Genomic DNA, 18,563 nt, shown 5'->3' on the forward strand with positions numbered 1-18,563 from the left:
TCCTAACCCAACCAACTGATTATGCAGAAACGACTATTATCAGTCCGACGGCTATTCCTATTGCTTGCAATCAGTGCTTTACCCACGCTCGTTTCAGGCCAGCTGCTGGCAAAGCTGAAAAGTCAGCACGTTCCGCAGCAAGCAGAGCCGCAGCGCGCGATGAAGCTCAAAGAAATGTTACTTTTGCTGAAAGCAAAGTACCAGGTTGACCTTTTATTTGAAGAACAGATCCTCCCCGAAATACTCGTACCGGGCAATTCAATACGGTCCGGCACCTCATTTGAAACCAACCTGAAAACCTTGTTGGGATCGACGGGAATTCAGTTCAGGAAAGTAAAAAAGGGCACGTATGTGTTGCTGGACCAGAAAAGGACGCGCGAGTTTATGAAGCCAGAGGCGCTCGCTCCCGGGCAGCCGGAAGAATACAAACAGGAATTGCCTGCGATTCTCTTCAAAACAGAAGCAGGAAAAGAGATACCGAAAACGACACGTGTCGCACCCAATGAGATCACGATCAAGGGAAAAGTGTTCGATACGCACGAGCCACCCCGTGAGCTGCCCGGCGTAACGATTGCCATCAAAGGAACGAACGAAGGCGCGACGACGGACGAAAACGGATATTTCGCACTCGATGTGCCGCGTGATGCGGTTCTGGTATTCTCGATGGTCGGTCACAAAAGCATGGAGTATGTTGCCAAATCAGCAAATTCCAACCTGATCATCGCATTACAGGAAGAAATTGCCAGCCTGGATGAAGCGGTGGTTGTGGGACAGACGGAGCAGAAGAAAAAACACATTGCGGGTTCGATCACAACAATGAATGTCGCTTCGCAGATCAGCGGAAAGCCGATCACAACTTTGTCGCAATCGCTGCAAGGCGGGGTTACCGGTTTGCAGGTGCAGCAAAGCTCGGGTATGCCCGGTGGCGACGCAGCGGCGATCAAAATCCGTGGTATCAGCACGCTGGGCAACTCTAACCCGCTTATTCTGGTTGATGGGATTCCAATGGACATGAACCACATTGATCCTGTAACCGTGGAAAGTGTAACGGTTTTGAAAGATGCGGCTGCGTCAGCCATGTATGGTGCCAGGGCGGCCAATGGTGTGATCCTGGTCACGACAAGGCGCGGTACGCCAGGCAAAATTTCGGTAACTTACGATGGTTATGTCGGTTCGCAATCGCCTACTTATTTGCAAAAGCTCGTCGATGCGCCGCAGTATATGCGCATGTACAATGAAGCGCGTGTCAACTCGGGTAACCAGCCTTTTTACACCGATGAAGTAATTCAGAAAACAGCGGAAAACTCAGATCCGATCATGTACCCAAATACCGATTGGGTGGACCTGATCGTGCGGGAAAACTCGCCGATCACCAGCCACTCCATTTCACTTGATGGGGGCAATAACCTCGCCAGGTTTGCGGTAACAGCCAACTATCTCTACCAGGATGGAATGATCCCGCTTAGCAAAATGGACCGCTTCAACATCCGTGCGAATACTTCCATTACGGTCAATAAAAGTTTTGTTTTCGACGTCGATCTATTAGCCATAAAAAGAAATACACGCAACAATACCCGCCCGGATGCCAACCAGGGTAACCGGATGCTGGAAGATGTGTACCGCGTGCCTCCGACTATTTTACCTAAATACCCTGAAAAGAACGGGCGCACCATGTACGGCAGGTACGCGGATATTGTGAACCCACTTGCATACGCTGAGAAAGGCGGTTACCGGGATTTTGAAAGTGGGCAGGCACTGATCAATATCCAACCCAAATGGGAGATTTTCCCGGATTTTAACCTGAAAGGGCAGTTCAGCTTTCGATTGGACAGCGACCAGGAGCGGACCGTAGCAGACGCTTACAATTTCTTTGATTACGGAACAAACCAGTTGGTGCAAAGCTGGGGCGTGCAGCGGGGTGCAAATTTTGCGCGCGGAACCTACATTTACATGGCTGCCAATGCCGATTACACTTTCACCAAAAACGACCACCGCCTTTATGCATTTGGTGGTTTTTCAACAGAAAAGAATAATTCGGGTTACTGGGATGTGAATACGATGGTGTCGGGTTATACCAAACTCAACTATTCATTCAAGGACAAATATTTGTTGGAAGCGACGGCGCGAATGGATGGCTCCTCCAAATTCGGGCCGGGGCACCAGTGGGGGTTCTTTCCTTCTGCGGCGGTAGGATGGAATATGCACCAGGAGGATTTTTTGAAAAATGTGCGAGGCATTAATAACCTGAAACTGCGCGCTTCCTATGGTTTGCTGGGGAACGAAAATATCGGACTGTACCGGTTCCAGACATTGGTAGAAGGCACAAACGGTTATGAGAACATCTGGGGTAACCCCGATATTACCTGGGAAACCGTCGGACTTTTCGATGTCGGAATCGACGTTGGGCTATTCAACAACAGCTTTGAACTGATATTCGACTATTATAATAAAGTAACCAAAGACATTATCCTGCAACCACAGGTTTCCTATGTGGGCGGAATGGGTAATGTGCCTATCAATGCCGGAAAGGTAAGAAACCGGGGATGGGAGTTGTCTCTCAATTATTTCAAGGAGTTGGGCAAAAACTGGAACCTGTCGGTGAAGCCGGGGCTCTCTTACAACCAGAACCGCATTTTGGACCTGCAAAACGGACCTTATCTGACGAGTACGAGTATCAACCAGGAGGGTAAGCCGATCGGCAGCATATACGGATACCGCACCGGCGGACTATTGCAGCAAAGTGACTTTGAATCAAGTGGAACTGCACTTGTTCCGGCGGTGGTAGGGGCCAAGCCGGGTGATATCCGCTACCTTGACCTGAATGGAAACGGACAGATCGACGCGCAGGACCAGGAGGCAATTGGTAACCCTGTCCCGATGGTCAACTACTTCACCAATGTTCGCCTGGCGCACAAAAAGTTTGATATTGAAATGCTGATACAGGGAACCGGGCAAAGCGACCAGCGATTGACTGGCATGCTGGCTTACCCGCTGGATCAGACAGCCGACGGAGGCGTGCCAACTACTTACTACGCAGATCGTTACTGGACGCCGGAGCGAACCGGCGCGCGGTTTCCAAGACTTTCCAACACACCTGCGAACAATAAACTTTCGTCCGATTTCTGGATCCAGAACGGAGCGTATTGCCGTGTGAAATACATTCAGCTGGGTTACAATCTCCCGGTTAATGCCGTCAGGAAAGTAGGCGCAATGGGGGCGAGGCTGTATGTGAACGCACAGAATCCTTTTGTATTTACCCCGATGAAATTAATGGATCCTGAAAGTCTCGGAAATCAGTGGACCTACGGGATCATGAAAGTGTACACAGTTGGTATTAATGTCAAATTTTAGTGGCTGCAACGATGAAAAAGCTATTTCAAATAATTCTCACGGTTTTAATGCTGACGGTTTTTACAGGCTGTGAAGACTTTTTAACCCAAAACCACCCGACCGGGATCACCGACGACAAATTCTGGGAAACCGAAACGCACGCCCGCGATGCTTTGAGAATCGTATACGACGCACTGCCTGGCGGGACCAATGGTCGGGATATGCCATTGAATACCAGTAATATAATGATCATCTCCGGTCTGAGCGATGAGGCTGTGCACCGAGCAGATTACATTGGCGCCTACGAGGAATTTACCCGCGGCGTGCACAACAGCAATTGGAGTACATCACTTTGGTTCTGGAGTTCTGACTTTTCGGGCACGCGCCGGGCAAGCCGCTTCCTGGAACACGTCGACAAATGCTTTATGGACGAAGCGCTTAAAACCCGTATGAAATATGAGGCCCGTGCATTGCGCGCCTACTATCACATGGAATTGTTTCAGTTTTTTGGAGGGATACCCATTGTGACCAAGTCGCTGACGCCCAATGAGAATAACGTAAGCCGGAATTCCGAGGAAGAGGTTTATAACTTTATCATTTCCGAACTCACCGAATGTGCGCAAAACCTGCCCGATACTTACACCAACGATGAATTCTGGCGGGTAAACAGTGCAGCCTGCTGGACACTGATCGCCCGGCTGGCGCTATACAAAAAGGATTTCGCGCTTGCACGTGATGCTTCCCAAAAGGTGATCGACAAGCGGATTTACGAGTTGTATACCAGCAAAACGGCCGGAGCCAATAATCTTGCAGAATTATTCACCTATTCCGGAATGCTTAATAATGAGCGCATTATGATACGTCCGAGTGGTGCTGCTGTGGCCTGGACGCGTTTTGCACCTTTCGGGATTGGTGGCGAAACGTACACTTCACCTACCAGCACGGTGGTCGACAACTGGGAAACGAAGCAGGGAAAAACGATTTTTGAGCTGGGGCCCGATTCTCTGGCAGCTTACCGGAAAAACCCAAACCATCGGAACAACCGCGATCCCAGACTGCTTGCCTCCGTATTGTTTTCAGGTGAAAAGTTCGTTGATAACACCTACACCGTCGATCCGTTTAATGCATCGCCCAATAACCCCGACCGGATTGGGCTGGAAAAGTCTACGGCGACAGGCTACTGGATCAAAAAATACCTGGATCCACGCGACCGCCAGCCAAGAGGGGGCACGCTCGATTTCATGATCATTCGCTATGCAGAAGTGCTGCTTAATTATGCGGAAGCGTTGATCGAGCTGGGCGAATGGAGTAACCCGGAAGTATTGAAAAATATCAATATGGTGCGAAACAGGTCAAAAATGCCGAATGTGGATGTGAAAGTTTACAATTCGCAGGTGAAACTTCGGGAGCTAATCCGTCGCGAACGGCAGGCGGAACTGGCCTTTGAGGGACAGCGCTACTATGATATCCGCAGGTGGGGGATCGTGAATGAGGTAATGAACGGCCAGGTTTTTGGTGCTACTAATCCGGAAACGGGTGTGCCAGTGCGCGTAGAGGAACGATCCTATAATCCAAGTCGCGACTACCTCTGGCCAATCCCGCAAAATGAACTGCTAGCGAACCCGAATATGCAGCAGAATCCTAATTATTAAATTTAAATGCTTTAAGCGTTAGAAGGTTTGGGTGTGGAAAAATGATTGTGGCTGTTGCACAACTGCCGCTGAAACTTTTAGGTGGGTTTGCAAGGAAATTGATGGAAAGAGCAGTCGAGATCTGGGCGATTTTGTTGGTTACAAGACTTGTAAGAGTTTTACGATAAGAGCAAGGATAAGAAGCAAGCCCTGGCATATATGATCGGACTAAATCTAACAGATGAAAACGCTAAAGAGTTTTTACTTCATTCCCACTATAAACCTGCAATACTGGGTGGAGTATAATAGGCAATAGAAATTATGTATGAGCTGATTCAGCATAGAGATAGTTATTAGATTCTTTCCTCATAGAGTGAGGACATATTATTATAATGGTGAAAAAAAACCGATTCGCCATGACGCTCAGGTTAACCCAATTCGGTAGCCGAAGCTGGTTACCGAGTTGGTTAGTGAATATTTCAACCCGGATTCAGTCAGAATGAAAACTTTGTCTCGACAAACTTCGTAGAAAACGACGTTTTTGAACCAAAAAGCACCATTTGACATGGCGGAAGTTATCCCGCTGGAATCATTTTTGTCGCCTAACCATGTATAAACCTCATTTATCCATTATTTCCTGAACATTTTGCAAAAACTTTGCTTGTTGATCTACAAATGGGTAATGAGAGCAATTTTCTATTATGTATAAATTTTGCGGACCAATGATCCTCTTTATATCTGAAATCTGATTTTTCGAGAAAATGCCATCTTGCAGTCCATAAATGGCTGAGAGCTTTATATTTTTCTGAATGATATCCTTTAAAATCGGTTTGGTGTCAATATTAACACGAGATTCATTTTGATAAAATAGAATGGGAGCTTTATCATTACGGATATTTGACTTGGAAAAATTGCTATTTTCGTACTCTTCAGTCAGCTCTCTTGATTCTAAAGTAGGTCTCGGCATTTTGAAGAAGCCAAAGTGCGATGCTACCTCATATGTCTGTTTCCGATACTGTTCACTTTGCTCGTTCAAGGTTTTAATGTAAAAAATCTTTTTGAGCATCGTTGAATCTCTTTTTTGTGTTGCAATTTTTAGACTTGTGGTAAGTATATGGTCATAGGACTCCTGTTGAGAGAACAAAGCACCGACTAAAATAAGCCGCTCTACTTTTTGCGGAAATCTCTCTGTATACAATGTCGAAACGATACCACCGAAGCTATGACCTAGGAGGTTTACCTTTGCCAAGTCGTAATCTTTAATAAGCGTATTTAAATCAGAAAAGGCTTCATCAAAATTTATTTTTGCTTCCGTATCGCTAGATCGTCCCTCACCTCTCCTGTCATATACAATTACATAAAAGCCTTTTTTAGCGAGCGCGTTTGCAGTTGTTGCTTCGAACAATGTCGAGTTACCCCTAGGGCCACCATGTAAATATATAATAGCTGGATCTCCTTTCTGACCATAGGCTTTCGAATATATTTGCTGAGCTATCGAACCTGGCGCGATAATGGATATAAGAATAAAAAGGGTTGCAAATGCTGTTCTAAAAAAGTGGTTCATTATTGAATTGGTAGGTAAGGTGGTAATATAATGGCAATTAAGACTTTGGAATTAAATCATCCGTAGGTAGTTCATGCTGAAATCTTTTTCAGCTACAAGTCGCGATTGTATCAGCCCTAATTTGCCATTAGTTGCCTTAGAAATTCTTTCGTAATTGTTTTACGGCATTCTCCAAAGCCAGGATTTGATACTGAGCGTGGTTTAGTAATTCGGGTTGCGAAAAAATATACGTTTCCCTTTGATTCCACATAACCCACCCACCAGCCAATATCATTTCCTTCAACCCGGGTCCATCCTGTTTTGGATCTTAAAGTATGGCTGTCTGTATGCTCTGTAACCATCACTTTCTTTAAAATAGCGATGTTCTGTTTTGAAAAGGGAGTCTTATTCTCATATACATTGATCAAAAACTCAATCTGATTACGGGGAGATATAGCGAATTTTCCAAAATTCCAGAAATCGTCTCCTTGCTCGGAAAGGTCTCCATTACCATATTTTGACTTCTCTAAAATCTTTTTGTATTTTTCCCGACCCACTTGCTTGGCAAGCTCAATGAAGGCCCACCCGGCTGATAATTCAAATGCCTCCTTTACAGAGATGTCCCTGTAAATATCCGGACGATAGCCATAAATTGTGGTATCTGTTGTCCCAGGCCACTTGATGATGTCGTTTTCATTTTTGACTACACCAGTTTCAAGCGCAATCAATAGATTGATAACTTTAAAAGTAGAAGCTGGTTGGCTCCCTATGTGGGAGTCAGATTCGTCCGTGGTAGTCCATTGATGTTTGTTATAATCATAAATGGTCGTGCTCCCTTTCACATTACATGACTGAAAAGGAGTTTCTTGATTTTGTGCAGTGACATCTAATGCAAAGATGTAGCATATGAGAAGCAATAGAATTTTCATGGCTTATAGCTAATTAAATTAAAGGTTGGTTTGATCTTACCGATTCTGAATTACTTTCCCGTCAGAAAGAATTTTTCAAGCCGTTCATTAAAATCTCCCCCTTTGTCGCAATTGGTAAAAAAGACGTAGCCGCTTTGCTTCGCCCGGTTGATGCGGTAATAGGATTGGAAGTTGCCATTGTTACCCCGGTGATTATAATCGGTGCCGTGGAACCCGGGTCTGATACCAATACCCAATCCCCAACCCGTGTCGCCGTCATAGTTTCCATCAGCCGGAAGTGTTACCTGCACCTTGAATAATTCATCGGCAGTTCCCTTTTTAAGTCCATGGCCTTTCATCAGCGCAATTAAAAAATTGGCATAGCTTACAGCCTCAGTATGCAGGCCTCCCGCTGCTCCAAACCAGGTCGAATCCTGCTTTGGCAATGAACCGGGCCATCGGTGAATAGCTTTGCCATTCATGTATCCTGTCACTTTGTGACTGGTAATGAACGGATTAACACTAAACCAGGCATAGGACATGCCCAATGGTATTGAGACCTCTTTTTGAAAATTAACATCCAGAGTGGTCAACTCATTCTTTGTAATTTTTGCAATCACCCTCGATAAGTAGTAATATCCCTCTCCGGAATAAGCGTACGCTGTTCCTGGTTTAAATTTGAGATAGAGCGTTCCTTTTGCAATATGTCTTGCACTATCGGCCAGATCTGATGTACGCCAGTTTGGAAGGCCAGAGGTGTGTTCAAGCACCATTCGTGCGGTGATTAATTTATAGCGCTCGTCACCAGATATGTCTTCATACAGCATGTACTTATATAATGGCGTATCCAGATTCAAAATGCCCTGATCAACGAGTCTTAATACAAAATAAGTAAAAACAGTTTTGGATAAAGATGCAGCCTCAAAAATGGACTGGTCATTTAAGGGTGCGTGAGTTTCCATACTTGTGGTTCCCATAGACCGGTGATAAACAATCTTTCCATTATTAATGATTGCTATGGACAAACCAGGCAAGTTACCCGGATTCACCTGGGATGCCAGAAACTGATCAAGGGATGCCCTCGAGACTATATTTCCGTTTAGGGTTTTAATTTGAGCATGCACTGCCGAGACCAGAAAGGCCAAAACCAGAGCACAGAAGACTTTCTTAATCATTATGCATCTCGTTGTGACCGTAACTAATAACCCGGGCTAATTTCCAGGCTTCGTCTTTGAACTGCCAAAGTTGAACAAATTTGTAGGTTCCACTGACTTTTTCCTGTGCCTGGCCTTTGTTGGTGTGATAAAATGTATGCACTCCGATTTCAACAGCACCATATCCTTTTATTGGATGTACTTCCAAAGTGCTTTTGATCAGCTCTCTCCTGATATGGTTGCCTCTGGCGCACATTTCCATGATAGAGCGCATTTCGTAATCCGCACCTACGTTTAAACCGCCCAGGTCATGATAGAACTCGATGTCGTCGTTTATGAATTTACGATAAGTTAAGCTGTCACAATTATTAAAGGCATTAAACAGGAGGCTGTCCGCCTTAACAATGTCTTTGTAGAGCTGGTCAGGAGTGGCTGGGTTGGTTTTTTGAGCGAAAAGGATATTTGCATACATACACATGAAAAATATCAGGGTACTTGTTTTAGGGTTCATTTTTCAATTATTATAGATCTGAATTAGAATTTCTGCAAAAATATTGCGATTTGTATGAAACATTTCCTTTGTAATTGATATAAAGTTGCAATTTTGTTTCATAGGGGCCTTCATTTCAGCCAGTATTATAAGATTATGTCTTTGGATCATTTTGATATTGAAATTTTAGCCATTCTCCAGGAAGGGAATCTTACTCCCCAGCGGACCATAGGAGAGCGAGTCAACCTTTCAGCTGCGGCAGTTAATCGTCGTATCAAGCGGATGGAGGCTGATGGGGTCATTCGAGCTAACATTGCTGTTTTGGATGCCGAAAAAGTTGGCCAACGCATTACGATAATAGTCGAAGTTGAACTGGAAAGCGAGCATGTAGACTTAATTGACCAGGCTAAGGCATCTTTCCTTGCAACACCCGAAGTACAACAATGTTATTATGTAACCGGTGAAATGGATTTTGTTTTAGTTGTCTCAGTAGCCAGTATGGGTGATTACGAATTATTAACCAGGCGTCTATTTTTTAACAATCCGAATATGAAACGCTTTCGCACATTGGTCGCCATGAATTGCGTAAAGGTAGGTTTATCGATTCCACTTCAAATGAACGCAAAATAGATAGGTATGATTAACACGTTCGTCCCCAAGGCGTCCTCCAATTTTGCTTGGCCGACAGTGCGTTAAGTCCGTGGCCCATTTCCCTCTCTTTTGCCGTTTATCAGCGTATGTGGAAACGGTGGTATTTCTGTACTCTTTGGCCTCTCGATTTTTCTTCCTTTTCTGTGAATTTTAGAATTGTTTTGCACTGTTTTAACAGAGATATTTTGCAATGGCAGGTTCATCAAACAGTCGTTAATTGAGAATAGAATCACAAAAGATTTAAACTAAAATGCTCTAAAAGTATCTATCCAACTTATAGCAAGCATCTCGGCTTCTTCTTCTAAGCATTCGACATTGGGTTGAATTAGGCCGACATATCGCACTTTTTGCCGATCTTAACATACAGAACTCGTAAGCGAAATTATGGCACTATCTGGTAAAGCCAAGTTAGATTTGCCTGTCGGAACTCCCAGAGTAGACGGACCAAAAAGTTTTATGTTGCCTAGTCCAAGAAAAGAGATGACTGTCATTTCACCAGCGCTGGCGGTGTATTGACCTGGTAGAATTGCAATTGGCTTACCAGCGACTTCCAAAGGGCTATGCCTAGTCAAATAGCCCAGAGTGGGAATTGTTAGACGAGGTCATTGCCGTACCTTTTTTAATTCAACCCCATTATTGAAATCGATGGTATTTTATGACCATTATTTAAGGAAAAGTAACTATTTGATGGATATAAGCTTTTGGTCAGTATTTCCCTGAGTATCCTTTATAAGGATTTTATAGTTTCCCGGATATAAAACTAATGTATTTGGAGATTGCTTACTTGTAATTTCTATGACATCCGCAGGAACCGCATTTTCAATATCCTCATTTTCATAGTAAGCAAGAACCAGGCACGGAGTCATTTTTACAATTTCAGGCTTCAGCTGGTATGGCTTTCTTTTCCCATCCAAAAATAGCCAGTCAGCACGGCCATATATTAAATTGGTCCTAGAATGAAAAAGCCTTGCATCGAATCTTGGTTTATCCCAGAATGGTCCGGCAAATATTTCACCATTCTCATTTACAAAAAGACTTGGCTGCCTGACATCAACCATCTTGTAATAAGGGTTTTCATACCTGGTAGAACTTTTTTCAGTCATCATCTCCTGATTGACCGTAAATGGATTGATTCCTGTCAATTCCGTGAGCCTGCCTGCCATTGCTTTCCCCCAGGTTCCGCCAATCGAATCTTCTCTAATATGGTCAAAACCGGCGTGCAGCAGGATCTTGGCATTTGGATCTTTGTCCAGGACTTCTTTTATGTTAGTTGCCTGGGCTATTTCCCTTTTATAATTGTCCTGAAAAGTTTCCAGCGTTTTTGCCTCATAGTCAAAAACGTGAAAGCCGATTTTCAGTGCCTGCCTGATAAGCTCACCATACTGAGGTTCAACACTATACCATCCAGAAGACTTTACGGGGTACCCGCGTTGATTGAGAAGTGAATCAGCGAAGCTAAGCGTTTCTGATCCAAAATACCGGTATCATGAATCATAAAGATCCTGCAGCAACGAAAGTGTAAAAGCCCGGTGCTGGGGATTGTGGTGCGCTTCATTAAAAATGATGATCCGTTCCCGTTTTGCCCGCTCGATAATATAAGTATGAGCTGATACAGGTTTAAATTTGCTGAAATACGAGGAGTCTTCCTTGGTTAAAACCCCGAATTGAGATCCGCTGCTATCAGCATATTGAAGTGCTTTTTTGTAATCGCTAATAAATGAAAATTGAAAAGAGGCCAAATGAAAATCTTTCTTTTCTGCTATTTTGAAGATTTGTGAAGAGAAATAGTAATCGTTAGGTTTACCAAGATCCAATTTTTGTTGCGCAAACACATTTTTAATTAATCCACCAGCAGTCTGAAGAACGAAAAGGATAGTCATAATTTTCCAAGTGAATGCCATGTTATTTAATCAGATTTAAATGATAGTATACTACTTTAAATTTTATCCAGGCAGTTGACAACACATTATGACTGTATCCCAATCAAAAGTCCGCCGGTCACCTTTCCGTCTAGATCCTTTTCGATAAACCAAAAAGTTATTATTATACCCCCTATATTACGAATTGTAGTGTATTTAGTTATCCTGGTGAAAAAACCTTCAATGAAAAATAGAGTTCTTGTTACTTTCTTGATCCTAAGCATCGGTGCTTATGGACAACGGCCAACTCCTAAAAGTTTGGGATTGAGGCACCTGACTACTGCTTACAAAACTGATCAGGTAGATATTCTCGTAAAATCAAAAAAAGGAGATGAGCTGATCCCAAAACCTTTATTCCTCTTTATCCAGGGGTCTTTACCCAGACCACTCATCGTAATATATGATACCACCCGTGCATACGGTACATTCCCTTTTGATGTGGATAGTTTAGCGCTCCATTACCATGTTGCCATTATTGGAAAACCATATATCCCACTACTAACCTCTGAAAATCAGCTATCCAAGGAGCTAAACTTTATCGATCCGGATACCAAAGAATTTCCACAGGCCTATACAGAGCGAAATTATCTGGATTATTACGTTGAACGAAACAAAGCTGTTATCCGATTTTTACAACAACAGAAGTGGGTTTCAAGCAAGAAACTGGTTCTGGCCGGGCATTCGGAGGGAAGCACAATTGCTGCAAAATTAGCAAGTACTTCCAAGGCTGTAACTCATCTCATTTATCTGAGTGGGAATCCATTCGGGCGGATTATGTCAATCATTGAAAGAGACCGCCGTAATGAAACAGACAGCAGCAGACTTGCCGATGAAGATTTTATTTATTGGGAAAATGTGGTTGAAAATCCTGAAAAAATAACAGGCACAGGTGACTCGTTCAAGGCTACCTATCAGTTTTCTATACCACCGCGGGACTATCTAAAAAAACTGTCGATCCCTGTATTAATTGGATACGGAACAAGCGATTATTGTTCACCCTACAACGATTATCTCAGGGTAGAGACGATTAGAGAAAAGAAAGATAATTTCACCTTTCATGCTTACATTGGACTGGATCATAACTTTTTTCCTGTCGACAAAAATGGAAACACGAATTATGAAATGTACAACTGGGACAAAGTTGGAACGGATATGTATCGCTGGTTGCTAAACCAGAATTAGTACTATCACTGGAAGAGCAGCTTAAAAGGTTACGAGAAAGGCATACTAACTCCAAAGAGTATCTAATAAATTCTGACCCCGTATTTAAAAGAGTATTGCTTCTGGACAACTAAAAGGGGTTTTTATAGTAAATGGACAAAAGAATAGCGCTTAGGATTTATGATCTTAAACCATTGTCCTCGAGTTGCTTTACTTTTTGAAGAGTATATCTGCCTAACCGGTTAATATGTGCAAACCTAGCCGGTGAAATATGTTCAAAATCACTTCCATCGACCGGATTGCCTTCCGCCTGATGCCTTTTAAGTACTTCCTGTGTATAAACCGTATTCTAAACCACAACCAGGTTTGTCAGAACGTTTAAACAACCTGCAGTTTCTTGTTGGGCACCTTCCTGTTTTCGCCTGAGATGTCTATCACCACCAAACCAAAGCCAGGCGCGAAGTGCATGCAGCTGTTCCACCCTTGTTAAGCTGTGCATGATTGGAGGTACGTAGAAAGTCAGATTTGCCCCATATGCGAAGGGTGGCAGAGACCCATAGGAAGTGATCAAAAGTTCTTAATACTCCAAATCAACTCGGGTAACATTGTACGCTCCAAAACAACCGAACCCTCCATTTACATTGGTTTTTGCATTAACTGGCTGCGCGAATGGATCGCTCTGATTGTTGTCATTCAGCTGGACCGATTTCGCATAGGTGTAAAAGTTAACATCAGCTACGTAAAGAAAGATCACATTTTTGCGCTGATTGGTGACCAGGTTATTTGTGAAATAATTGGAGGTAATATCATCTTTATGGTCTGTGACTCCATCCAAAAATTGAACTGTATGGGCAGTGGGTAAATCCTTGAATTGCGACACTGAATAATAGAAGTATGGGCGCAGTACGTAATACCCTATCGGGCTATTAGGCCACTTTAACCTTACATCTACAAAATCACTTCCTCTGAACAACTTATCTACTATAATGTCACCTGCTGAAACTGATTTCACAGGTACAGTACAGGAAGACGTCAGCACCTTGCCGTTTCCGGCAATAGCCTTTAGTGCATACGTTTTCCCTTTCTCAATTTTAAACTCGTCTGAAACTTTAAATTCGTAAAAGTTCTTATTCGGATTAAAAGTTAGCTGTTTCTCCTGTACTCCATTACTAATGGTGATTTTTGCGTCTTGTACAAATAGTTCTTTATACGGAATCTCGGTAATGGCAAAAGATGTCGCCTTTGACAAAACTGCACTGATCACCGTATCTGACGGACTTATGTAGCACTGCAGGACCAGTTCTTCCGGAATATCCTGTAATCCGCCCACTTCTTTAATACATGAACCAAATAAGAAGATGAGTAAAAGGGTGTAAATGGGTTTGAGCATAGCTAAAATTTGAAACTGTATGATATGGAAGGGACGAACAACAGCAGGCTCACTTCATTCAGCGCTTTGGTCACAATAAATTCCTTGTTCTGGTCAAACCTGCCATTGATATCTGCCTCATACATGAACACATTCTTGCTACCCAAGATGTTGTAGAGTCCAAATTCCCATGTCCTCCTACCTCTTTTTTTCTGTTTTATCAGTTGTACGCTCAGATCCAGACGATTATAGACCCGTGTCCGGCTATCATTTCGTTGCTTGCCGTAATCAATGATATCCAGATTAGAGACCAGCTCATTGGTGAATGGATTAACCATAAACCCGTCATAAACAAGTTTAGGAATCGTCACTGGGTTCCCGGAGCGAAACACATAGTTTCCCGAAAATTTCACCCTTTTACTGTGCTGATAAGTTCCGACGAGAGAAAACTGATGTCTGCGGTCATGAAAAGGATAGAAACTTCTTCCTGAATTTATCTGGTCGAACTGGTAAACAGTCCTGCTAAGCGTATAGCTGCCCCATCCCGTTAACTTCCCTGTTCGTTTATGCATAAACAATTCCAGGCCTCTTGAATTCCCTGTACCCGCAGTAGATACATCGTTCCAAAGGATGCTGGATGACGCAAAATCACGGTCTCTGAACAAACTTACCATGGAAAGAATACTTGCTCCCTCTTTGAAACTGAGAATATTCTTCATCTTTTTTGAGTAAACTTCCACTTCGATGCTCAAATTCTTGTCCGCAAAATCCCACGTGAGCCCCAGAGTGTATTGCCGAGAACTCTGTGGGGGCATCTTTGCAGTTGATGGCACCCAAACGTCCACAGATAAACCAAGACCACTGTTGGTAAGCAGCTGAATCGGCTGGTTCATGATGGTGAAAGCGCCCTTTAATGACCAATTTTCAATAAAGTTGTAATTGAAGGCTAGCCTGGGTTCTACAAAAACGTACGATTTTTCCAATGGCGCGAACATGGCTAATCTGATGCCGTAATGGACTGTAAACCTTTTGAAAAGGATATGGATATCTTCCGCATACAAGGCTCCGTCAATGGCGTTGATGCGCTCTATCTCCTGCCTGCCCGGTTCACGGTCACTACTAAACGCAAAGCTGTTTGGGACAAAATTTAGCCGGGACAGATTAATGCCAAAACGGATATCGTGCCGGGGATTGGGTATGTATTCAAAATCGTACTTCAGGCCGACCTCGTTGACTCGGGAGGCATATTGCTGGCTGGATGCACCAAAGGTGTTTTCCAGGGAATAATTAAAATTACTGTAAACCAGGCTCAGATTGGAGAAAACCTTGGGCGAAAACAGGTGGCTCCACCGCAGTGTAGCGGTCCTGTTCCCCCAGCTAAAACCCATATTCCGGTATTCATCCCCTTTTTTGTTTACCCGTTCAAAAAGATTATCCTTGCCCAGGTAAGTGCTCAAAAATAGCTTGTTATTACGATTCAGCTCAAAATTGGCTTTTGCATTAACATCATAAAAATTGCTTTTTATGATGCCGCCCTTCGCGTTTTTGGCCAGTGAAAGCAAAAGGTCCGGATAGGAACGACGGGCGGAAATAATAAAGGATGATTTGCCTTTTTTAATGGGCGCCTCCAACGTGATCCGGCTGCTGAGCAAGCCAATGCCAGCCTCGCCATGCGTACCGCTTTTGTTGCCTTCCTTCATCTGAACGTCCAAAACCGAGGATATGCGTCCGCCATACCTGGCAGGAAACCCGCCTTTGATAAACTCCATGCTGCGCAAGGCATCCCCGTTGAAAATAGAAAAAAAACCAAAAAAATGCGAGATGTTGTACACCTTCGCTTCGTCCATCAGAATTAGGTTTTGATCCGATCCGCCCCCTCGAATAAAGAGTCCATTGCTTCCCTCAGTCCCACTCTGAACACCCGGCAGCAGCTGAATGGCCTTTAAAATATCCTTTTCTCCCAACAAAGAAGGAACGTCGTTTAACTGCTGTATAGGAATTCTGATCGTGCTGATTTTTGGAGACAGGCTTTTCTTTTCCTGTTCTAGCGCGCTGATAGTCACCTCGCTTAGTTCCAGGTCAACCGGTGTAAGGGATAAATCCACCCGGCGATCAACCCTTGCCGGAATTCGATTGAGCTGTGTCTGGTATCCAATCAATGATACTTTCAGATCGATAGAATCTGATTTTGGAATTGTCAAAGAATAAAATCCGTAGGCATTGGTTTGGGAAAAAACGCCTAGATCCACAATATAAACAACAGCACTTGTAACGCTCTCCTGGGATCCTCGTTCCGTGATAAGACCACTTATTGTTACAGTTTGAGCCGACAATGAATTAATAGCCTTTAACATTACTAATGCCATCAGTACGATTCGTCTCATGTAGCAGGATTAATACTGTATGTTATTGCTAAAATTAAGAAGAGGAAAAGACACAATAGATGCCATCCTAATATGAAAAGGAGAATATCATAATTTATTGCCTACAGAAAGTAAGTTTCCGGTGTTTTTCGAAAATTAAACCCTCTGTCAGCCCAAGCATATAGATTTCATCTATGGGCTTTAATTGGAAAATTATTCGGTGGTTAAAGTGTACTCTTTTCGGCCTAAAATAAAGAGGCCCCTAATTAATTAACAAACATCAGATTATAGTTACATATTTAATTGTAATGGTTATATTACTGACACTGCATTCAACTTTAACTTGTAATGACATGAGATTATGGATACTTGTAGTTTCGATATTTTCTGCATTTAATCTTGTTTACGCACAGCCGGTGTATACAGCCCACAAGGATACGATGCGCAGTCAGGATCTTGCTTTTACGGTGAAATTTTCGACATCGGACAAGCGGTACACAGTATTCGCCGGCAGCAGGGATACGATCGACTACGGAATGGACGGCAGGCGCGATGTTTCTGTTACCGCATGGATTGGAAAGGATTCGATTACCATTCAAAATTCGTCCTTTCCATACTTCCAGGTGCATTATATCCCCATTGTGCTTGCAGGAAAGCCCTATATATTTCGCTGGCATTTCAATAATGTTCGCGGCTATTTCACAAAAGACTATATCAAAGAGCACGACGGCAAGGTTCAGATAATTGTCCCGGAAGTTTTTGAACTCGCGAACGTGATTCTTGCGCTGTCCCCTGCGGGAAGGAAAGCCACAAATATTCGAAAGGACGGCGATTACTACAATGAGGTGATGACGTATTTCAGGCCATTTCAGGATCATCCACTGTTCAAAAAGCTGGATTTTGAAACTGCCGCTTATATGAAGAGCTATTATGAGTTTCGTGAAAACAGCATATGTTTTAATTTCGAAGGAGACAAACTTGTGGGATCTGAAAACTACTTTTTTATTGATGGATCGGATGATTCAACCTATTCCAATTTGTTTAACAATAACCTCACAGAAATAGCCGATTTTGCAAAAACCACCGGTTTTCAGGATTTTTACAAAAAGCACACCGGATATTATGAAGAGCTGATCAGCAAGGAGCGGCAAATGATGGACGCAGAAGATATGTGGTCTTGGCTTGAAAAGGAGTTTCCCCGCCCGAAGTTCCGGTCCTACAAAGTCATATTTTCTCCGCTCATACTCGCCAGCCACAGCACCCAGCGCTTTGCTGTATGGGATTTTCAGGCAGAGCAGCGCTTTCAGGAATGCGTGATGTTTGTTTCCGGCCCCGAAATTTACGACATAAGAAAAGAACTTTCCGAAATGCAGAAGTCCGGCTTTGTAAGCGGTATTGTATTTACAGAAATAGATCACAATTATGTCAACGAGCGGTCCGGCGATTATGAAGAATCCATAGACAGTATATTTTCAAAAAGAGCATTATGGGTGAATCTCAAGCGGGAAACCGAGTATTATGGCTCCCCGGTGAGCGTATTCAATGAATATATGACCCATGCTTTATTCTGTTTGTATGCTTCGGGCCGTTTCGAACCGCAAACGGCCGCATCTCTAATTGCAGCACGGGAACAACTTATGGTATCTTATCGGGGTTTTATCAACTTCCCTGCTTTCAACAAAGCACTAGCAAGTTTAAAAAAGGAACATCCGTCATTAAATGTTTATGCATTGTACCCCAGAATGCTCGATTGGTGCAGGAAATTTACTTTTAAACCCTCACACTAGTTTGTGTCTGTGCTATAATTGGATCTTCGTCTAGGGTATCTTCTGGCTCCGTATACTACCAGCTCGGCTCAAAAGTATTGTATTCTTTAATATAATGTGTAACCCCTTAAACAGCCTTAAGAAACCGATGGTTAAATTGAACTGCTTTTATGATAAGTCTTCAGAGAGGTTAGTTAGTTACAAGTTGGCAGTGTATGCCGAAGCCCCGAAGAAGCACTTACCGGCAGGCCTGGTGACAGAAACCAAAAATGGCAGCA

Annotated in this window: 14 protein-coding genes and 1 pseudogene; 5 read left to right on the forward strand and 10 right to left on the reverse strand. The window is 43.3% G+C overall.

The genetic code is table 11. The annotated features are described in order from the left end of the window. Nucleotides 1-21: 21 nt before the first annotated feature. Nucleotides 22-3,351: a TonB-dependent receptor gene (locus LZG74_RS16385; RefSeq protein ID WP_233797618.1), complete on the forward strand. Its 3,330-nt coding sequence runs from the start codon at nucleotides 22-24 to the stop codon at nucleotides 3,349-3,351. 11 nt (nucleotides 3,352-3,362) lie between these two features. Beyond that, nucleotides 3,363-4,982: a RagB/SusD family nutrient uptake outer membrane protein gene (locus LZG74_RS16390; protein ID WP_233797619.1), complete on the forward strand. Its 1,620-nt coding sequence runs from the start codon at nucleotides 3,363-3,365 to the stop codon at nucleotides 4,980-4,982. A 598-nt stretch (nucleotides 4,983-5,580) separates the two neighbouring features. Here the strand turns inward: LZG74_RS16390 and LZG74_RS16395 are convergent. The 4 genes from LZG74_RS16395 to LZG74_RS16410 all read right to left on the reverse strand — a co-directional run bounded on the left by LZG74_RS16395 (nucleotide 5,581) and on the right by LZG74_RS16410 (nucleotide 9,038). Further along, nucleotides 5,581-6,525 (reverse strand): alpha/beta fold hydrolase, encoded by a 945-nt coding sequence (locus LZG74_RS16395; RefSeq protein ID WP_233797620.1) that lies wholly within the window; start codon nucleotides 6,523-6,525, stop codon nucleotides 5,581-5,583. A 116-nt stretch (nucleotides 6,526-6,641) separates the two neighbouring features. Then, the gene (locus tag LZG74_RS16400; RefSeq protein ID WP_233797621.1) at nucleotides 6,642-7,433 is read right to left on the reverse strand and encodes a penicillin-binding transpeptidase domain-containing protein; all 792 of its coding nucleotides are present in this window, start codon (nucleotides 7,431-7,433) and stop codon (nucleotides 6,642-6,644) included. Between the two features lie 50 nt (nucleotides 7,434-7,483). Continuing rightward, a complete protein-coding gene (locus tag LZG74_RS16405; RefSeq protein ID WP_233797622.1) occupies nucleotides 7,484-8,587 on the reverse strand; it encodes a serine hydrolase in 1,104 nt (367 codons plus the stop codon). Next, nucleotides 8,580-9,038, reverse strand: a complete 459-nt coding sequence (locus LZG74_RS16410) for a nuclear transport factor 2 family protein (RefSeq protein WP_233797623.1) — start codon at nucleotides 9,036-9,038, stop codon at nucleotides 8,580-8,582. The genes LZG74_RS16405 and LZG74_RS16410 overlap by 8 nt, the downstream gene beginning before the upstream one ends. A 174-nt stretch (nucleotides 9,039-9,212) precedes the next feature. On the opposite strand from LZG74_RS16410, the gene LZG74_RS16415 reads away from it, so the two are divergent. Beyond that, nucleotides 9,213-9,686: an Lrp/AsnC family transcriptional regulator gene (locus tag LZG74_RS16415; RefSeq protein ID WP_233797624.1), complete on the forward strand. Its 474-nt coding sequence runs from the start codon at nucleotides 9,213-9,215 to the stop codon at nucleotides 9,684-9,686. Between the two features lie 377 nt (nucleotides 9,687-10,063). On the opposite strand, the gene LZG74_RS26560 is transcribed toward LZG74_RS16415, so the two are convergent. The 3 genes from LZG74_RS26560 to LZG74_RS16425 all read right to left on the reverse strand — a co-directional run bounded on the left by LZG74_RS26560 (nucleotide 10,064) and on the right by LZG74_RS16425 (nucleotide 11,587). Then, the gene (locus LZG74_RS26560; protein WP_409014496.1) at nucleotides 10,064-10,279 is read right to left on the reverse strand and encodes a S41 family peptidase; all 216 of its coding nucleotides are present in this window, start codon (nucleotides 10,277-10,279) and stop codon (nucleotides 10,064-10,066) included. 108 nt (nucleotides 10,280-10,387) lie between these two features. Further along, nucleotides 10,388-10,870 carry a hypothetical protein gene (locus LZG74_RS16420; RefSeq protein ID WP_233797625.1) on the reverse strand — a complete coding sequence of 161 codons (483 nt, stop codon included), beginning with the start codon at nucleotides 10,868-10,870 and terminating at the stop codon, nucleotides 10,388-10,390. Between the two features lie 321 nt (nucleotides 10,871-11,191). After that, a complete protein-coding gene (locus tag LZG74_RS16425; protein WP_233797626.1) occupies nucleotides 11,192-11,587 on the reverse strand; it encodes a hypothetical protein in 396 nt (131 codons plus the stop codon). Between the two features lie 222 nt (nucleotides 11,588-11,809). Here LZG74_RS16425 and LZG74_RS16430 point away from each other — a divergent pair, with 222 nt between their 5' ends. Beyond that, nucleotides 11,810-12,808: a hypothetical protein gene (locus LZG74_RS16430; RefSeq protein WP_233797627.1), complete on the forward strand. Its 999-nt coding sequence runs from the start codon at nucleotides 11,810-11,812 to the stop codon at nucleotides 12,806-12,808. Between the two features lie 157 nt (nucleotides 12,809-12,965). Here LZG74_RS16430 and LZG74_RS26565 read toward each other — a convergent pair. The 3 genes and pseudogenes from LZG74_RS26565 to LZG74_RS16440 all read right to left on the reverse strand — a co-directional run bounded on the left by LZG74_RS26565 (nucleotide 12,966) and on the right by LZG74_RS16440 (nucleotide 16,540). Further along, nucleotides 12,966-13,286, reverse strand: a pseudogene (locus LZG74_RS26565) (Tn3 family transposase). 78 nt (nucleotides 13,287-13,364) lie between these two features. Then, entirely contained in the window at nucleotides 13,365-14,177 is an 813-nt protein-coding gene (locus LZG74_RS16435) for a DUF4249 domain-containing protein (RefSeq protein WP_233797628.1), read from the reverse strand. Between the two features lie 2 nt (nucleotides 14,178-14,179). After that, nucleotides 14,180-16,540: a TonB-dependent receptor plug domain-containing protein gene (locus LZG74_RS16440; RefSeq protein ID WP_233797629.1), complete on the reverse strand. Its 2,361-nt coding sequence runs from the start codon at nucleotides 16,538-16,540 to the stop codon at nucleotides 14,180-14,182. A gap of 332 nt (nucleotides 16,541-16,872) precedes the next feature. On the opposite strand from LZG74_RS16440, the gene LZG74_RS16445 reads away from it, so the two are divergent. Beyond that, nucleotides 16,873-18,306 carry a DUF4932 domain-containing protein gene (locus LZG74_RS16445; RefSeq protein ID WP_233797630.1) on the forward strand — a complete coding sequence of 478 codons (1,434 nt, stop codon included), beginning with the start codon at nucleotides 16,873-16,875 and terminating at the stop codon, nucleotides 18,304-18,306. Nucleotides 18,307-18,563: the final 257 nt, after the last annotated feature.

The sequence above is a fragment of the Dyadobacter sp. CY327 genome, from assembly GCF_021390415.1.
GTDB classification, from domain to species: domain Bacteria; phylum Bacteroidota; class Bacteroidia; order Cytophagales; family Spirosomataceae; genus Dyadobacter; species Dyadobacter chenhuakuii.

Coding starts and splice junctions, on each gene's coding strand:
- LZG74_RS16385 (WP_233797618.1), top strand. CDS start 22: ATGCAGAAACGACTATTATCAGTCCGACGGCTATTCCTATTGCTTGCA.
- LZG74_RS16390 (WP_233797619.1), top strand. CDS start 3,363: ATGAAAAAGCTATTTCAAATAATTCTCACGGTTTTAATGCTGACGGTT.
- LZG74_RS16395 (WP_233797620.1), bottom strand. CDS start 6,525: ATGAACCACTTTTTTAGAACAGCATTTGCAACCCTTTTTATTCTTATA.
- LZG74_RS16400 (WP_233797621.1), bottom strand. CDS start 7,433: ATGAAAATTCTATTGCTTCTCATATGCTACATCTTTGCATTAGATGTC.
- LZG74_RS16405 (WP_233797622.1), bottom strand. CDS start 8,587: ATGATTAAGAAAGTCTTCTGTGCTCTGGTTTTGGCCTTTCTGGTCTCG.
- LZG74_RS16410 (WP_233797623.1), bottom strand. CDS start 9,038: ATGTATGCAAATATCCTTTTCGCTCAAAAAACCAACCCAGCCACTCCT.
- LZG74_RS16415 (WP_233797624.1), top strand. CDS start 9,213: ATGTCTTTGGATCATTTTGATATTGAAATTTTAGCCATTCTCCAGGAA.
- LZG74_RS16420 (WP_233797625.1), bottom strand. CDS start 10,870: ATGGCAGGCAGGCTCACGGAATTGACAGGAATCAATCCATTTACGGTC.
- LZG74_RS16425 (WP_233797626.1), bottom strand. CDS start 11,587: ATGACTATCCTTTTCGTTCTTCAGACTGCTGGTGGATTAATTAAAAAT.
- LZG74_RS16430 (WP_233797627.1), top strand. CDS start 11,810: ATGAAAAATAGAGTTCTTGTTACTTTCTTGATCCTAAGCATCGGTGCT.
- LZG74_RS16435 (WP_233797628.1), bottom strand. CDS start 14,177: ATGCTCAAACCCATTTACACCCTTTTACTCATCTTCTTATTTGGTTCA.
- LZG74_RS16440 (WP_233797629.1), bottom strand. CDS start 16,540: ATGAGACGAATCGTACTGATGGCATTAGTAATGTTAAAGGCTATTAAT.
- LZG74_RS16445 (WP_233797630.1), top strand. CDS start 16,873: ATGAGATTATGGATACTTGTAGTTTCGATATTTTCTGCATTTAATCTT.